Source organism: Nesterenkonia sp. PF2B19 (assembly GCF_001758425.2).
Taxonomy (GTDB): Bacteria; Actinomycetota; Actinomycetes; order Actinomycetales; family Micrococcaceae; genus Nesterenkonia; species Nesterenkonia aethiopica.
Genome location: NZ_MDSS02000045.1, coordinates 1 through 15072, shown reverse-complemented (window position 1 = coordinate 15072; position 15072 = coordinate 1). Strand labels below are relative to the sequence as shown.

The window sequence follows — 15072 nt, the reverse complement described above, 5'->3', positions numbered from 1 at the left end:
GTCAGTGGACGTCGAGGGTGATGGTGGGCATCGAGGATGACGGCGGAGCTCCTTGGTCAGCCTGTGCCGCGGGGTCCTTCCGTCGCGCGACACGGGAGACGCAGGCGCAGAGCGTGGTGTCATCCTGCTTCTGCCGCTCGGAGAAGAAGACGTCACGGTGGTCGATCGCGCCGTCGAGGCTCTCGACGGGGAGCACACAGAGCCCGCATTCGCCTTTGCGGCAGTCCGACATGGCCTCCACCCCGGAACGCTCCAGGGCGTCCAGCAGGGACTCGCCGGTGCCCACCACGGTCTCCACACCCCAGGAGGGGGCGCGGACGAGGAACTCCTCCGCCTGGAACCAGCCGCTGCTGCCGAAGGTCTCGTAGCGCAGGTTCGGCAGCGGGAGCTCGCGTTGCAGCCACTCCCGACGCACGGCGTCCATGAGCCGGATGGGGCCGCACATGTAGAGCTCCGTGGCGGGGTCGACCTGATCGAGGAGCTGGGGCACGGACAGCGGCGCGCCCTCATCGTCGATGTGCAGGCGCAGGTTCTCCCCGTGGGCCTCGCGCAGCTCCTCCAGGAAGGCCATCCGTTCCCGCGTGCGGCCGACGAAGACCAGCGTGTAGTCGGCGCCGAGCCGGCGCAGGACTGAGGCCATGCCGACCAGGGCGGTGATCCCGATTCCGCCGGCGAGCAGCATATACCGGGGTGCACCCACCCGCAGTGGGAAGTTCTGCAGCGGGAAGGTCACCGGCAGGATGTCGCCGGGCTCCAGGGAGTGCATGTAGCGCGAGCCGCCGCGGGAGGTGGGCGAGAGATTCACTCCGAGGGTGATCCGACGCCCGTCCTGGGATCCCCCGACCAGCGAATACGAGCGGACGTCCCCGGAATCGATGCGCAGGTCCACATGCGCGCCGGGCTCGACTCGGACCGGCTGCTCGAGCTCGATCTCGATCCTCCGGATGCCCTCTGCAGCGGGGGCGGCGGCGTGGACACGCCCGGTCTGCCACCGGGCCTGGACGGAACCGGCCATCTCAGCGCACCGCCCTCGCACCCTCGGCGGGTGTCGCCACCGGATCGCCCGAGGATGCTCCCTGTTCCATCATCCGCTCGGCTTCGACGGCGGCCTGGATGAGGCGGCGGACCCACATGCCGCCGGCGTCGATGTTGAGGTTGTAGAACTCGTGGTCGGGGTTGGCCTCGATGGCCTCCTGCTGGGCCATCAGCATCTCCTCGTCCTCGGCGAAGACGCCGTGGACGCCGTCGCGCAGCTGTGTGGTGATGCGCTGCTGGTCCAGGCAGTAGTTGCGCATGAACGCCCAGAAGTAGAGCGAGCGGCGTCGGTCCACGGGCGTGATGGTGTTCATCACGAAGCCGTTGACCCCGCGGCTGCGGTCACCCTCCAGCGCACCGGTGCCCGCTTCGGCCACGCCGACGTCGATGCAGATGGTCGAAGGCATCTCGAAGGTGATGATCTGCCACCGGTCCACGCGGCCCTCGAAGTCCGGGAAGCGGTCCCGCATGTTCTTCCGCCAGAACGGGGGCGCCTCGATGTCCTCCATGTACCGGGTGACGGTGACGGTGCGCTCGTCGTGGGTGACGTCGATGTCGGAGGAGCTGAGCTCCTTCTGCCCGATGGAGGAGGAGTGCAGGAACTCCTCATGGGTGAGGTCCATGAGGTTGTCCAGCACGAGCTGATAGTTGGCGGCCACATCGATGGTGCGGCCGTCACCGGCCCAGTCTGGGGAGTCCATCTGGTGCATGTCCGGGATGAGCGAGGGGTCCGCCAGCGTGGGATCGCCCGGCCAGACCCAGATGAAGCGGTGCCGCTCCACCACCGGGTACGAGGCGACCATGGCTGAGGGGTTGATCGTCTCCTGGGCCGGCATATGGGTGCACCGGCCGGCCGAGTTGTATCGCAGTCCGTGATAGGGGCACTGAATGCCGTCAGCACCGACGAGCTGTCCCATGGACAACGGCGCGAGACGGTGCCAGCAGGCGTCAGCCAGCGCGACCGGCCTCCCGTCCTCGGTGCGGTAGAGCGCCAGGGGACGTCCCGCCACGGTGCGGGCGGTGATCTCCTTCCGTCCGATCTCGTGGTCCCATCCGGCCACGTACCAGCCGTTGAGGGGGTAGTCCATGTTCTTCGCGGTCGCGCCCGTGGGTCCGAGATCCGTCATCACTGCCTCCTGGTGTCCGCCACGCGACTGATCGGCGTGACTCACTTCATCCATTGACTATGGGGATAGTTATTCTGTGAGCTGAGACACACAGTAGCCAGCGATATAGTCGTCGTCAAGACCCCGCATCTGAGGAGGAAGGAGAGCGGATCGATGAGCCTGCGCGCCGCCCTGCTCGCGCTGCTGACCGCCGAGCCGCTGACCGGCTACGAGGCCGCCAAGCGCTTCGACAGCTCCGTGGGGCACGTGTGGAACGCACCGGACTCGCAGATCTACCCCGAGCTGCGACGCATGGAGAAGGAAGGGCTGGTCGACGGAGTGCAGGTGCCCTGGGGGCCCAACAGCACCAAGACGCGGTACTACATCACCGAGGACGGGGAGCGGGCGTTCCGCGACTGGATGGACACACCCCTGGACTATGGGCCGCTGCGCGACGCCGCCCATATGCAGGCGGCCTATTTCGAGTGGGCGGACGCCGAACGGACCCGCGACCACCTGCGCCGGCACATCGCGTTCTACAGCGGCATGCTGGACCGCTGGCGCGCGGCCCGCGAGGAGATCCTGGACCACAGCCAGCGCACCATTGCGGCCCGGCTGGAGAAGTTCCCTCCTGAGAGCCACGAGCGGATCGTGGCGTACAAGGCCTTCGCCTATGAGGGGCTCATCGCCCGCGGCGAGGCCGAAGCGGCCTGGGCGCGGCGCGGCCTGGAGCTCATCGACTCACTGGAGACCGAGGACTGAGCATCGACTGGCCACGAATCCCGCCATCTGCCGGATGGCACGCCGCAGATCGGGTCGAGATGCCGGGGTTCGTGGCCAGTGGATGACGCCCGCCACTCGATGCCGCCCAGGTTCATTCGGCGACGTCGAAGGGCACCTCGAGCCGCTCCCGCAGCTCGTTCACGCTGAGACCGCGCGCTTCGCGCAGGACCAGCCGGACGCTCCCGTCCGAGCGGCGGTCCAGCAGGAACACCCCGTGGTCCGTGTACACCCGGGTCACGCAGCCCAGCCCCGTCACCGGATAGGTGCACTCCGGCACCAGCTTGGGCGAGCCGTCCTTGGCGAAGAGCGTCATCATCACGAAGACCTGCTTCGCGCCCGCGGCCAGGTCCATGGCGCCACCGACGGCGGGGATCGCCTCCGAGGCCCCGGTGGACCAGTTGGCCAGGTCGCCGGCGGCGGAGACCTGGAAGGCGCCGAGCACACAGACGTCCAGGTGCCCGCCACGCATCATGGCGAAGGAGTCGGCGTGGTGGAAGTAGCTGGCCCCAGGCAGCTCAGTGACAGGGATCTTTCCGGCGTTGATGAGATCGGGGTCCACATCCTCGCCGTGAGCTTGCGCCCCCATGCCGAGCATGCCGTTCTCGGTGTGCAGGGTGACCCCGCTCTCCGGGGTCAGGTGGTCGGCGACCAGAGTGGGCTGCCCGATGCCGAGATTCACATAGGACCCCGGGGCGATGTCGGAGGCGATGAGCCGGGCGAGGTCGTCCCGGCCCAGACGGGCTGAGGGCTGGGTGCCGGTGCTCTGCTGCGCGGTCATGCGATCTCCTTCAGGGCGGCCTCGCCGGAGGCGGTCGGGATGACGGTGACGGTGTCCACGTGGATGCCCGGGGTGATCACATGCTCGGGATCGATGCCGCCCACCGGCACGAGCTCATCCACCTGGACGACAGTGCGGGCGGCCGCCGCGGCCATGACCGGCCCGAAGTTCCGGGCCGTCTTCCGGTAGACCAGGTTTCCGGCCTCGTCGGCGCGCAGCGCTTGATCAGGGCGATGTCCCCGGGCAACGGCTGCTCCAGCACATAGCCGCGCCCCTCGATGACGCGGGTCTCCTTGCCCTCAGCCAGCACGGTGCCGTACCCGGTGGGGGTGAAGAACCCCCCGATGCCGGCCCCGGCGGCCCGCAGCCGTTCCGCCAGATTCCCCTGGGGGACCAGCTCCAGCTGGATCTCCCCGGCCCGGTAGGCCTCATCGAAGTGCCACGAGTCCGACTGCCGGGGGAAGGAGCAGATCATCTTCGCCACACGCCGTTCCTTGATGAGCAGCGCCAGTCCAGCGTCGGCCTGGCCGGCGTTGTTGTTCACCACGGTCAAGTCGCGTGCGCCGGAGTCCAGCAGCGCGTCGATCAGCTCCATCGGCTGCCCCGGATTGCCGAACCCTCCCAGCAGCACCGTGGATCCGTCCTGCACCTGGCCCACCGCCTCGGCGGCATCCTCCGCGATCATGATCATCCTCGTCCTCCTCCGTCAGCGTTCTCCAGCACAACTCAGTCCGCGCGCTCCAGCACAACTCAGTCCGCGCGCTCCAGCACAACTCAGTCCGCGCGCTCCAGCACGACTCAGTCCGCGCGCTCCAGCACGACAGCAATCCCCTGGCCCACTCCGATGCACAGCGCCGCCACGCCCCACCGGACACCCTCGGCCCGCATTCGCCGGGCCAACGTGGCCAGCACCCGAGTGCCGGAGGCGCCGAGCGGATGCCCGATGGCGATGGCGCCGCCCCAGGCATTGACGATCGCCGGATCATGCGCCGTTCCGAAGCCCCAAGCATCCAGGCAGGCCAGGGACTGGGCGGCGAAGGCCTCGTTGAGCTCCACGGCGCCGACGTCGGCCCAGCCGATCCCGGCCCGCGCCAGCGCGCGGTCTGCCGCCTCCACCGGGGCATAGCCGAAGAACTGCGGTTCATTCGCGGCGGTGCCCCATCCGGCCATACGCGCCTGCGGGGTGAGCCCCAGCAGCTCCCCGCCGCGGGCCGAGCCCAGCCAGGCGGCCGAGGCGCCGTCGTTCATGGGTGAGGCGTTGCCGGCGGTCACTGTGCCGTCGTCGCGCCGAAAGACCGTCTTCAGCCCGGCCAGCGACTCGGGCGTCACGCCGTCGCGGATGGTCTCGTCCCGGTGAAGGTCCACGCCAGGGACCTCGACGACCAGTTCCGCATAGCGGCCCTCGGACCAGGCCTGGCCCGCACGGGCGTGGGAGTCTGCAGCGAAGGCGTCCTGCCGGTCCCGGCTGATGCCGTGGCGCTCGCGCAGCTGCTCGGTCGCCTCCCCGAGGGAGACGGTCCACTCGGCGGGCATCCGGTCGTTGACCAGCCGCCAGCCCAGCGTGGTGTTGACGGCTTCGAGATTCTTCAGCGGAAAGGGCCGGTCCGTCTTGGGCAGCACCCACGGCGCCCGAGACATGGACTCCACGCCTCCGGTGAGCACGACGTCGGCCTCCCCCAGGGCGACCTGCCGGGCACCGGCGATCGCCGCGTCCAGCGAGGAGCCGCACAGCCGATTGACGGTGCTGGCCGGCACCTCCACAGGGAAACCCGCCAACAGCCACGCCATGCGGGCCACATTGCGGTTCTCCTCCCCCGCGCCGTTGGCATTGCCCAGGATGACCTCGCCTACGACCTCTCCGGCCGCGGCAGGATCGAGCTCCGGGGCGCGGTCCACCAGCGCACTGATGACCAGCTGCGCCAGATCGTCCGGGCGCTGCCCGGCCAAGGCACCGCCGACCTTGCCGAAGGGCGTGCGCACGCCGTCGTAGACGAAGACATCCTGCATGACGTCCTGCATGAGAGCTCCTGCCCGCGTCCACCCCATCGGTGATGTTCGCTATGCGTACGTGTGTTCGCTTTTCGCACCCAGTGTAGACCGCCTGCTGCGCCGCGCCAACCCCTCCCCCGCCCCTCACTCCCCGTCCTGACACCCCGCCCTCATAGCCCGCCGACCCGCAGAACCGTGTCCAGATCCCCCAGTCGATATGTCACAGGGTCAGACGTCAGGGTCATGCATCAGGGCAGGGCTCGGGCCCGAGCGGGGTGCTCCTGCCGGCCTGCCAGGCGGCCGCCGCCATCACTGACGAGCACAGCAGCAGCATCCCCGTCCCCCACCACCAGGACCGGGTGGCCTCGTGGATCACCCCCACCAGCACGGGCCCGGTCGCGGAGATCGCATAGCCGACCCCCTGCACCATGCCGGAGAGCTGCCTGCCGAAGGTCAGGTCCACCGGGCGCATGGCGATCAGCGTCAGGGACAGCCCGATGCCCGCCCCCTGCACGAGACCTCCCAGCACCATGAGGAGGGGCCAGAGCTCCGGGACCGTCTGCAGCCCGGCGAAGAAGAGGAACCAGCCGGCCCCGATTCCCGCTCCGATGATCCGCGCGTCCCCGGAGATGCGCAGCATCGAGGGCACCAGCAGCGTCCCGGCGATGCCGATCAGGTGGAAGATCGACAGGGCCGTGCCGGCCGTGGCCTCGCTGAGCCCGCCCGACTCCACCAGCTGCGCGGGCATCCAGGTGGCGCCGGTGTAGAACAGCAGGGACTGCATCCCGAAGAAGACTGCCAGCCACCAGGCCCCCGGCTCCCGCCAGACGGCGCCGCCCGCCTCCGCCCGAGCACCAGCACCCGGCCCCGGAATCGGCCCTGGAGCCGGCGACGCCCCGGACGACCCAGCCGCCCCGGACGCAGGCCGTCCCGTCGTCAGCCCGCTCGAGCCCGCCCCGCCGACGACCCGCATCCGCAGCACCCAGACCACCAGCGCGAGCACCACGAAGACGCCGGGGAGGCTGATCGCCCAGCGCCAGCCGGCGTGCACCGCCACCGGGACGGCGACACCGGCGGCCACCGCCTGCCCCAGCCCGTAGGCACTGGTGGATGCAGCCATCACCTGCGGCACCTTCTCCCCGGCGTCGCGCCGCACCAGCACCGGGATCACCACGTTGCCCATGGTGATCGCCGCCCCGACGGCCAGCGTGCCGAGCAGCAGCCCCGCAGCACCGACCCAGGGCCGCAGCAGGATCGCCGCACCCAGCAGCATCAGGCACAGCAGCAGAGTCAGGTCCACCCCCAGGCGGCGCATCAGCTGCGGCACCGCCGGGGAGAGCAGGGCGAAGGCCAGCAGGGGCATCGACGTCAGCAGCGCCGCCGTCGTCGAGCTGAAGGCCAGCTCAGCACTGATGGCGCCCAGCACCGGGGGCACTCCGACGATCGGCGATCGCAGGGTCAGCCCCACCAGGATGACCGCCAGCACCAGCAGCCCCAGGCGCTCGGAGCCCGCCGGAGCGCCGGACGCGCCACGGGGCGCGGAGGTCATCACACCGCGCTCTCCGCCGCCTCCTCGTCGGGACGATAGCCCTGCTTGGCCCGCTGGACGAGGTCATAGATATGGGTGCGCAGACGGCCGAACTCGGGATCGTTGCGCGTGGTCAGCTGATCCCGCTCATCGGGGAGGTCCACCGCCACGTCCTCGAGGATCACCGTGGGCCGGGCGGAGAGCACCAGCACCCGCTGACCCAGATAGATGGACTCATCGATGTCATGGGTGACGAACAGCAGCGTGATCCCGAGCCGCTGCCACAGGTCCCGCACCAGATCCTCCAGATCGGCGCGCGTCTGGGCGTCCACGGCTGCGAAGGGCTCGTCCATCAGCAGGATGTGCGGCTCATAGGCGGCGGCACGGGCGATGGCCACGCGCTGCTGCATGCCGCCGGAGAGCTGCCACGGGTAGGAGTCCGGGACGTCACCCAACCCCACCGCCTCCAGAGAGTCCTGGACCAGCCGGGCCCGATCAGACTTCTTCAGCCCCTTCTCCTTCAGCGGCAGCTCCACGTTCTGCGCGACGGTCAGCCACGGGAACAGGGAGCGGGCGTACTCCTGGAACACCACCGCCATGCCGCCCGGGGGGCCGGAGACGTCGTGGCCCTCCAGCGTCACTGTCCCGGAGGTGGGGGCCAGCAGTCCGGAGATGCATCGCAGCAGCGTGGTCTTCCCAGCGCCCGAGGGCCCCACGATGCACACGATCTCTCCCGCGGTGGCGTCGAAGGTCAGGTCGCGTATCGCCTCGGTGTCCCCGGACGCGGACCGATAGACCTTCCGGAGGCCCCGGACCTCAAGCATGGGGGATCCCGTCGGCGGTCGATGAGCTGAGTGGGACATCAGTTTCCTCCCCTGTGGGACTGGCGCTGGCCGTGGTACCAGAAGAGCACGGGCCGTTCGATGATGCGGAAGAGCACGGACAGGACGACTCCGACCAGGCCGAGCAGGATGATGCCGGTCCACATCTCCGGCATGGCGAAGGACCGCTGGAACTGCACGATGGTGAAGCCCAGGCCGTTGTGGGCGGCGAACATCTCGGAGATGACCATCAGGATGATCGCGATGGACAGGGCTTGGCGGGCCCCGGTGACGATCTGCGGGGTCGCGCCGCGCAGGACCAGCGTGCGCAGCTGGGTCAGCCGCCCGAGCCGATAGGTCCGTGCGGTGTCCCGCAGCACCTCGTCGACGCCGCGGACACCCTCGACGGTGTTCAGCAGGATGGGCCAGACGGCGCCTGCGGCGATGACGAAGATCTTCATGCCGGTGCCGATGCCCAGGAACAGCATGAGGATCGGGACCATCACCGGCGGCGGGATGGCGCGGAAGAACTCCAGCACCGGCTCCAGGAAGGCCCGCAGCCGGGAGCTGAGACCGATGGCGGTCCCGAGCCCGACGCCGATCACCATGGCCAGCGCGTAGCCGGCCAGCAGCCGGCCCAGCGAGGGCACGACGTCGGCGGTCAGCCGCCCTTCGAACCAGGTCGGCCCGAAGGTCGCCAGGATGTCGCGCAGCGGCGGATAGAAGAAGCTGTCCGCCCGGTCCGAGGTGACCCACCAGATCACCACCAGGATCAGCGGCAGCGCCAGCAGCGTCAGGAGGCGACGCCACACCGGAAGCCGCCGCAGGGCGGCGAGGCCGCTCGCGCGGGCGGGGGCGGTCGCAGGCTGTGTGGTGGTCATGACGCGGTCTCCCGTCGGACGGAGGAGTGCCAGTGCAGGACGCGGCGCTCCACGGCGCGGGCGCCGAGGTTGACCAGGACCCCGATCAGTCCGGTGACGATGACCAGGGCGTACATGGAGGAGACCTGGCCGGACTGCTGAGCCACGGCCAGCAGACGTCCGAGCCCGGGGGTGCCGATGATGAGCTCCCCGGTGATGGTGAGGATCAGCGCCACAGTGGCCCCGAGCCGGAATCCGGTCATCGCGAAGGGCAGGGTGGTCGGCCAGACCACGGTCCGCGCGGTGGTCAGGAAGCGGAAGCGGTAGGAGCGGGCCGTATCGCGGGCGACCGGATCGACGTCCTGGACCCCGTAGAGCACCTGCACCAGGACCTGCCAGAAGGTCGCATAGACCACCAGCAGCAGGGTCCCGGGGCGACCGGTCCCCAGCATCAGCACCGCCAAGGGGATGAGCGCCACCGAGGGGATGGGCCGCAGGAACTCGATGGTCGACGCCGTGGCGTCCCGCAGGATCCCTACGGAGCCGATGACCATGCCCAGCACGATCCCGACCACCAGCGCGATGGAGAATCCGATCGCCCAGGTCACCAGGGTGTCGCCCAGGGCGGTCCAGAACTCCCCGGTGGTGATCCTGTCGGCGAGCGCGGCGGCGATCTCAGAGAAGGGCGGCAGGAATCGGGCGTCGACGGCGCCGCTGCGGGGCAGCAGTTCGAGCACGAGGATCAGGGACAGCACCCCGGCGGTGCCCCACAGCGCCCGGTTGGTCCCTCCCCGTGGCCGGCGTGCGGCAGGCGTCGTCGTCGACGGCGGCGCGGCCGTCCGAATCGTCATGGTGGTGGTCCTCCGGTCGTGGACGTCAGCGGCGGATGTCAGCGGCAGGTGTCAGCGGATGATCTCGGCGACGTCGAGCTCGTCTCCGATGAGCCCGTGCTCATGAGCGAGGTCGGCCAGATGCTGGAGCGACTCGCGGTCGATCTCCGCGGGGAACTCCGGCATGACCATGCGCTCGAGGATCTCGTCGTCGATCTCGGTGTAGGTGCTCAGGATGGCGCGGGCCTCGTCGGGGTTCTGCTGGGCGTGTTCGAGGGACTCCGTCATGGCCGCGGTGAACGCGTCGACGATCTCGGGCTCCTGCTGGGCGAAGGGCTCATCGGTGAAGTATCCGGCGATGAGCAGGTTCTCGTCGGTCTCGGCGAAGTTGTAGGTCACCACCTCAGCGCCCTGCTCCTGGGCGATGCTGGAGAACGGTTCGAGGATCCAGGCGGCGTCGACCTCTCCGGAGGCCACGGCGGCAGGCATGTCCGGGAAGCCCATCTCCACGAAGCTGATGTCCGTGGGATCGCCGCCGTCCTGGGCCACGACCTCGCTGATGGTGACGTCGCCGATGTTGTTCAGCGTGTTGACGGCCACGGAGCGGCCCTCGAGGTCAGCCGGTGCCTCGATCCCAGACTCCGGCATGGTGAGCACAGCGCCGATGTCCTCGCCGGTGTCCCCGGTGGTGGCCGCTCCGGGGGTGAGCAGTGTCAGCGGCAGGTCGCGGTCGGCGGCGATGAACAGGGAGACGGTGTTGGAGAAGCCGAAGTCGTAGTCGCCGCTGACGACGGCGGGGGCGATGGCCGCACCGCCCTGGGCCACCTCCAGCGTGACGTCGAGGCCGTGGTCCTCGAAGATGCCCTCCTCGACGCCCAGCCAGATGGCGGCGGTGTCCACGATCGGCATCACGCCCACCGTGATCTCGGTGAGTTCGCCCTCGGAGCCCGGGCCGTCGTCGTCTGCGGCGTCACCCCCGCCGCATGCGGTCATCAGAGCCAGGGCGGTGACGGCTCCTCCGGCAGTCAGGGTGCGTCGCATGGGGACTCCTCGCGGTGAACGGCTGGGCCCCCTGGCCCGTGAGGGCCCCTCAGGGCGTACCCAGAGCGAACAACAGTTCGCTATAGGCACATTACACCGCTGTGATGCGGATCACGTCAAGAGGCGCATGTGCCGTCGCGTCGCTGACCGGGCGGTATAGGCTCGTCGCATGGAAGACCACCGCACAGCGAACGGCGCGTCCACCCAGCGCACCGATGCGCCGCAGGAGACCCCGCCTTCCTCGGAAGCCCCGGACAAGGAGGAGTTCGTCAGGTCACTGGCCAACGGGCTCAAGGTGCTCGAGTCCTTCGCCGAGGCCGAGGACCCGATGACGCTCTCCGACGTCGCCCGGCGCACCGGGCTCTCCCGGGCCGCGGCCCGGCGCATGCTCAAGACGCTGGTCCACCTGGACTACGCGAGCACCGACGGGCGGCTCTTCGTGCTCACGCCGAAGGTGCTCAGCCTGGGCGTCGGATTCTGGTCGGGAAACGGGCTGCACGAGGTGCTCCAGCCGCTGCTGCGCTCCCTGGCCGCGGAGCTCAACGAATCCTGCTCCGCCTCGGTGCTGGTGGGCGACGAGGTCGTCTACATCGCCCGGGCCCACACCCGGCGCATCATGCGCATGGACCTCGACATCGGCACCCGCCTCCCGGCCTTCGCCACCTCCATGGGCAGGGTGCTGCTGGGCGGCCTCGACCCCGCGGAGCGCCGTCGGCTCCTGGAGACGGCGGACCGACCCGCGCTGACCCCGGTCACCCGGACCGGGGTCGACGAGCTCCTGGCGATCATCGAGTCCGCCGTCGATCAGGGCTGGACACTGGTGGACCAGGAGCTGGAGACAGGGCTGCGGTCAGTCTCAGCACCGGTGGAGCATCCCGACCGCGGCGTGGTCGCCGCGATCAACGTCTCCGTCTCCGCAGGGCTCGAGACACCGGAGCAGACGCGCGACCGCGTCCTGCCTCCCCTGCGACGCGCCGCAGAGGAGGCAGGCCGCTCGGTGGCCGCCTGGGAGCGGAGCACCGGCCGCCCCGTCCAGGGCTGACCAGCGCGCCCCGGTCACACGTCCCCGGTCACACAGCCCCGTCCGCGACCCCGTCCGCGACCCCGTCCGTGACCCCGTCCTGGTGCGCCGCGGCGATCACGGCGCCGCCACTCCGGCGGCGACGCGCTCGTCCAGCGGTGAGGGCACGATGTACTCCGCGCTGAGGTCCTCCCCCACGATGTCGGCGATCGCGGTGGCCGCGGCGACCTTCATCGCCGGGGTGATCCGGCGGGCCCCGGCGTCGAGGGCCCCGCGGAAGATCCCCGGGAATGCCAGGACGTTGTTGATCTGGTTCGGGAAGTCGGAACGCCCTGTCGCGACGACGGCGGCATGGCGGGCCGCGACCTCCGGCATGATCTCCGGGTCCGGGTTGGACAGGGCGAAGACGATCGCGTCGTCGTTCATGGCGGCGACCGCCTCCTCCGGCACCTGCGAGGAGGACACGCCGATGAACACGTCAGCACCCTCCAGCGCCTCGGTCACCCCACCGATGATGTTCTCCCGGTTGGTCTGTGCCGCCACACGCGCCTTGACCACGTTGAGGTCGTCGCGGTCCCGGTGGATGGTCCCCTGGGAGTCGGTGAGGATGATGTCCCCGACGCCGGCCTCCAGCAGGATGTCCGCCACGGCGATGCCGGCCGCGCCCGCGCCGGCGATCACCACACGCGTGTCGGCGAAGCGGCGCCCGGTCAGCCGGGTGGCATTGGTCAGCGCGGCGAGCACCACCACGGCGGTGCCGTGCTGGTCGTCATGCATGACAGGGCAGTCGAGAGCCTCGATGAGGCGCTGCTCCAGCTCGAAGCAGCGCGGGGCGACCACGTCCTCGAGGTTCACCGCGCCGAAGCTGGGCCGCAACCGCACCATGGTCTCGACGATCTCGTCCACGTCGGTGGTGTCGATGACCAGAGGGATCGAGTTCAGTCCGCCGAACTCACGGAACAGCGCAGACTTGCCCTCCATGACAGGCAGGGAGGCCGCCGCGCCGATGTCTCCGAGGCCAAGCACCGCAGTGCCGTCGGAGAGCACCACCACCAGTCGGGAAGCCCAGGTGTGGGTGGCGTGCCTGGCGGGGTCATCCCGGATCGCGCGGGAGACCTGGGCGACCCCGGGGGTGTAGGCGATGGACAGCGCCCGCTTCGAGTCCAGCGGCATGGTGGACTCGACGGTGAGCTTGCCGCCGGCATGGGAGGCGAAGACCTCATCGTCGGTGATGGGCGCGGTCGTGTCGATGGTGGACATCAGTGATGACTCCTGGAAAGTGTCTGATCAGGTCGGCACGGCGCATCGCGGATCCCGCGGGAGCTCCACACGTCGTCGGGTGGATCGTGCGCTCCGGCCGTGCGCTGCCGTGCACGCCGAGGTCATCGGCGCTCGCACCGTCGCAGTGGTCAGTACTTTCTTTAGACCGTGCAGGCCAGGGTACGGCACCGATGCGCCTCCCCGTGACATCCGTCCCATCAGGTGGACTCCCGAGTCGCCTCGTCGTGGCCTCCGTGGGCGTGTGGCCTGGTGCTCGTCACCGCCGCACGTCTACCCTTCGCCCCATGACCACCTCCCCTGAGCACCGGCGGCACCGCCCCACGGCCGCGGAGCTCGACGGCGACGCGGCCCGGATCGCGCGACGCCGACGAGCCTTCGCGGTCGTCGTGGGCGTGGTGCTGACTCTGCTCGTCGGCTGGCCGGTCTTCCAGCTGCTGTTCATGGCTCTGGCGAGCTACGGCGTCGCCCTTCCCTGGGTGGGATGGCTGCTGGGCGGCTTCGTGCTGGCCTGCCTGCCGGCTGCTGCGGCGGTCGCGGCAGGCACCGGCAGCGTGCGCCGGGGGCTGCTGCACGGGCTGTGGACCGGCGCGACCTTCACAGTGCTGGCCATCGGCGTACTGATCCTGGTGCTCGGATGACCTGCGCCCGCTCACCCAGAACAATGCATGTTTCCCACGGCGTCGATGCTCCTCGGGAACCGGCCCCCGCTCTGCTACGTTGATCACGATGCCTGCCTCAGACTCTCTCCGCGCCCCCGGCGGCTCCAGCACCGCCGGAGCTGCCAGCCCGACCCGCCGCCGTCGGCCCACCGGCGCCGATGTGGCCGCGCGCGCCAACGTGTCCCGCGCGACCGTGAGCTTCGTGCTCAACAACACCCCGGGCCAGACGATCTCCGAGGAGACCCGGCGGGCAGTGCTCAACGCCGCTGAGGAGCTCGGGTACCACCCCAACCGGAACGCCAAGTCGCTGGCCTCGGGGAAGTCCACCAACCTGGTCTGCGTGGTGCCGAAGACCCAGCTCGGCGAGCCGGCCACCGCACTGATCGGCATGCTCACCGCCGAGCTGAGCCGCCGCGGCTATTCCATGGCCGTGCACTTCGAGTCCGCCGACCACGCCTCGCTGACCGCGCTGGTCCAGGACCTCGCCCCGCAGATGATCTTCCCGCTCTTCGGGGCCCTGCCGGAGTGGATCGACGACGACGTCGCCTACGGCACCGCACTGATGCCCGCCACCCAGCTGCCGGAGAACGCGCGCGACGCCGGCGTGGCGGCCCAGGTGGAGCATCTCGCCGCCGCCGGGCACACGCGCATCGGATACGTGGGCACCGCAAATCCGGTGGCTCACGAGATCTCCGAGTTCCGGGCCGCCACCGCACAGAAGGTCGCCCAGGACGCCGGGGTCGAGCTGACCCTGTCGGCCGAGGTCGCCGCCGACGGTTCCGACGTGGGCGAGGTGGTGCGTCATGCCCGGGAGGCCGGGGTGACCGCACTGTGCGCCTTCTCGGACACGGTCGCGTTCATGCTGCTGGCCACCCTGATGGACGAGGGCATCGCCTGCCCGGAGGAGATCGCGGTCGTCGGCTACGACGATGTCTCCCTGGCGGAGTGGTCCCGTCCCCGGCTGACCACGGTCCAGTGGGACCAGTCCGTGATCGCCACACTGATCGCCGACGCCGTCATCGCCGCCGTCGACGACGACCCGCGCCGTCGCACCCCCGCCGCGGAGCAGGCCTCGGTCGATGAGGTCTGGATGCTGGGCCGCGCCCACGTCGTCGCGCGCGAATCCGCCTGACCCGCAGGATCCGCTCCTCATGAGCTCTGCCGCACCCCTGGTGCTCCTCACCGGCTTCGAGCCCTTCGGCGGAATGGCGCACAACCCCTCCTGGGATGTGGCGACGGCCGTGGCCGAACGGGCCGCCGGCTCCCTCGACCCCACCGGCCCCGCCAGCCCGACCGGCCCGACTGACGTCCCCGGCCTGGAGGTCCGCGCACTGCGCCTG

Annotated in this window: 14 protein-coding genes and 2 pseudogenes; 5 read left to right on the top strand and 11 right to left on the bottom strand. The window is 70.1% G+C overall.

Annotation, left to right across the window (positions count from 1 at the left end; all coding sequences use genetic code 11):
- Position 1: 1 nt before the first annotated feature.
- Both BCY76_RS12615 and BCY76_RS12610 read right to left on the bottom strand, forming a co-directional pair.
- Positions 2-1015, bottom strand: coding sequence for a PDR/VanB family oxidoreductase (locus BCY76_RS12615; RefSeq protein ID WP_085437764.1), 1014 nt, complete (start codon positions 1013-1015; stop codon positions 2-4).
- Between the two features lies 1 nt (position 1016).
- The gene (locus tag BCY76_RS12610; RefSeq protein WP_070160181.1) at positions 1017-2162 is read right to left on the bottom strand and encodes an aromatic ring-hydroxylating dioxygenase subunit alpha; all 1146 of its coding nucleotides are present in this window, start codon (positions 2160-2162) and stop codon (positions 1017-1019) included.
- A gap of 153 nt (positions 2163-2315) precedes the next feature.
- On the opposite strand from BCY76_RS12610, the gene BCY76_RS12605 reads away from it, so the two are divergent.
- Positions 2316-2903: a PadR family transcriptional regulator gene (locus tag BCY76_RS12605; protein ID WP_070160180.1), complete on the top strand. Its 588-nt coding sequence runs from the start codon at positions 2316-2318 to the stop codon at positions 2901-2903.
- 112 nt (positions 2904-3015) lie between these two features.
- Here the strand turns inward: BCY76_RS12605 and BCY76_RS12600 are convergent, their stop codons facing one another.
- The 8 genes and pseudogenes from BCY76_RS12600 to BCY76_RS12565 form a co-directional block, all read right to left on the bottom strand.
- A complete protein-coding gene (locus tag BCY76_RS12600) occupies positions 3016-3702 on the bottom strand; it encodes a 3-oxoacid CoA-transferase subunit B (protein ID WP_070160178.1) in 687 nt (228 codons plus the stop codon).
- A pseudogene (locus BCY76_RS12595) lies at positions 3699-4393 on the bottom strand (3-oxoacid CoA-transferase subunit A). The gene BCY76_RS12600 and the pseudogene BCY76_RS12595 overlap by 4 nt, the downstream one beginning before the upstream one ends.
- A 107-nt stretch (positions 4394-4500) precedes the next feature.
- Positions 4501-5709 carry a thiolase family protein gene (locus BCY76_RS12590; RefSeq protein ID WP_070160201.1) on the bottom strand — a complete coding sequence of 403 codons (1209 nt, stop codon included), beginning with the start codon at positions 5707-5709 and terminating at the stop codon, positions 4501-4503.
- A gap of 223 nt (positions 5710-5932) precedes the next feature.
- Positions 5933-7240 (bottom strand): MFS transporter, encoded by a 1308-nt coding sequence (locus BCY76_RS12585; RefSeq protein WP_085437763.1) that lies wholly within the window; start codon positions 7238-7240, stop codon positions 5933-5935.
- On the bottom strand, positions 7240-8043 hold the full coding sequence (locus BCY76_RS12580) for an ABC transporter ATP-binding protein (protein WP_070160173.1): 804 nt from the start codon (positions 8041-8043) through the stop codon (positions 7240-7242). The genes BCY76_RS12585 and BCY76_RS12580 overlap by 1 nt, the downstream gene beginning before the upstream one ends.
- Before the next feature lie 38 nt (positions 8044-8081).
- On the bottom strand, positions 8082-8921 hold the full coding sequence (locus BCY76_RS12575; protein ID WP_083277498.1) for an ABC transporter permease: 840 nt from the start codon (positions 8919-8921) through the stop codon (positions 8082-8084).
- Positions 8918-9751, bottom strand: coding sequence for an ABC transporter permease (locus BCY76_RS12570; protein ID WP_139827783.1), 834 nt, complete (start codon positions 9749-9751; stop codon positions 8918-8920). The genes BCY76_RS12575 and BCY76_RS12570 overlap by 4 nt, the downstream gene beginning before the upstream one ends.
- Before the next feature lie 51 nt (positions 9752-9802).
- On the bottom strand, positions 9803-10771 hold the full coding sequence (locus tag BCY76_RS12565; protein ID WP_070160172.1) for an ABC transporter substrate-binding protein: 969 nt from the start codon (positions 10769-10771) through the stop codon (positions 9803-9805).
- A gap of 169 nt (positions 10772-10940) precedes the next feature.
- On the opposite strand from BCY76_RS12565, the gene BCY76_RS12560 reads away from it, so the two are divergent.
- Entirely contained in the window at positions 10941-11813 is an 873-nt protein-coding gene (locus tag BCY76_RS12560; protein ID WP_083277497.1) for an IclR family transcriptional regulator domain-containing protein, read from the top strand.
- A 96-nt stretch (positions 11814-11909) separates the two neighbouring features.
- On the opposite strand, the gene BCY76_RS12555 is transcribed toward BCY76_RS12560, so the two are convergent.
- Positions 11910-13052 (bottom strand): NAD(P)-dependent malic enzyme, encoded by a 1143-nt coding sequence (locus tag BCY76_RS12555; protein WP_085437762.1) that lies wholly within the window; start codon positions 13050-13052, stop codon positions 11910-11912.
- A gap of 305 nt (positions 13053-13357) precedes the next feature.
- Here BCY76_RS12555 and BCY76_RS12550 point away from each other — a divergent pair, with 305 nt between their 5' ends.
- From BCY76_RS12550 to BCY76_RS12540, 3 genes and pseudogenes are all read left to right on the top strand, one after another.
- Positions 13358-13711 carry a hypothetical protein gene (locus BCY76_RS12550; RefSeq protein WP_070160169.1) on the top strand — a complete coding sequence of 118 codons (354 nt, stop codon included), beginning with the start codon at positions 13358-13360 and terminating at the stop codon, positions 13709-13711.
- Between the two features lie 88 nt (positions 13712-13799).
- Entirely contained in the window at positions 13800-14864 is a 1065-nt protein-coding gene (locus BCY76_RS12545) for a LacI family DNA-binding transcriptional regulator (protein WP_085437761.1), read from the top strand.
- A 19-nt stretch (positions 14865-14883) separates the two neighbouring features.
- Positions 14884-15072, top strand: a pseudogene (locus BCY76_RS12540) (hypothetical protein); the annotation flags it as partial.

Excerpts from the sequence above, each read along its gene's own strand:
- BCY76_RS12560 (WP_083277497.1), top strand. The coding sequence starts at position 10,941 with ATGGAAGACCACCGCACAGCGAACGGCGCGTCCACCCAGCGCACCGAT.
- BCY76_RS12555 (WP_085437762.1), bottom strand. The coding sequence starts at position 13,052 with ATGTCCACCATCGACACGACCGCGCCCATCACCGACGATGAGGTCTTC.
- BCY76_RS12565 (WP_070160172.1), bottom strand. The coding sequence starts at position 10,771 with ATGCGACGCACCCTGACTGCCGGAGGAGCCGTCACCGCCCTGGCTCTG.
- BCY76_RS12615 (WP_085437764.1), bottom strand. The coding sequence starts at position 1,015 with ATGGCCGGTTCCGTCCAGGCCCGGTGGCAGACCGGGCGTGTCCACGCC.
- BCY76_RS12575 (WP_083277498.1), bottom strand. The coding sequence starts at position 8,921 with ATGACCACCACACAGCCTGCGACCGCCCCCGCCCGCGCGAGCGGCCTC.
- BCY76_RS12605 (WP_070160180.1), top strand. The coding sequence starts at position 2,316 with ATGAGCCTGCGCGCCGCCCTGCTCGCGCTGCTGACCGCCGAGCCGCTG.
- BCY76_RS12580 (WP_070160173.1), bottom strand. The coding sequence starts at position 8,043 with ATGCTTGAGGTCCGGGGCCTCCGGAAGGTCTATCGGTCCGCGTCCGGG.
- BCY76_RS12590 (WP_070160201.1), bottom strand. The coding sequence starts at position 5,709 with ATGCAGGATGTCTTCGTCTACGACGGCGTGCGCACGCCCTTCGGCAAG.
- BCY76_RS12610 (WP_070160181.1), bottom strand. The coding sequence starts at position 2,162 with ATGACGGATCTCGGACCCACGGGCGCGACCGCGAAGAACATGGACTAC.
- BCY76_RS12585 (WP_085437763.1), bottom strand. The coding sequence starts at position 7,240 with ATGACCTCCGCGCCCCGTGGCGCGTCCGGCGCTCCGGCGGGCTCCGAG.
- BCY76_RS12570 (WP_139827783.1), bottom strand. The coding sequence starts at position 9,751 with ATGACGATTCGGACGGCCGCGCCGCCGTCGACGACGACGCCTGCCGCA.
- BCY76_RS12545 (WP_085437761.1), top strand. The coding sequence starts at position 13,800 with ATGCCTGCCTCAGACTCTCTCCGCGCCCCCGGCGGCTCCAGCACCGCC.
- BCY76_RS12550 (WP_070160169.1), top strand. The coding sequence starts at position 13,358 with ATGACCACCTCCCCTGAGCACCGGCGGCACCGCCCCACGGCCGCGGAG.
- BCY76_RS12600 (WP_070160178.1), bottom strand. The coding sequence starts at position 3,702 with ATGACCGCGCAGCAGAGCACCGGCACCCAGCCCTCAGCCCGTCTGGGC.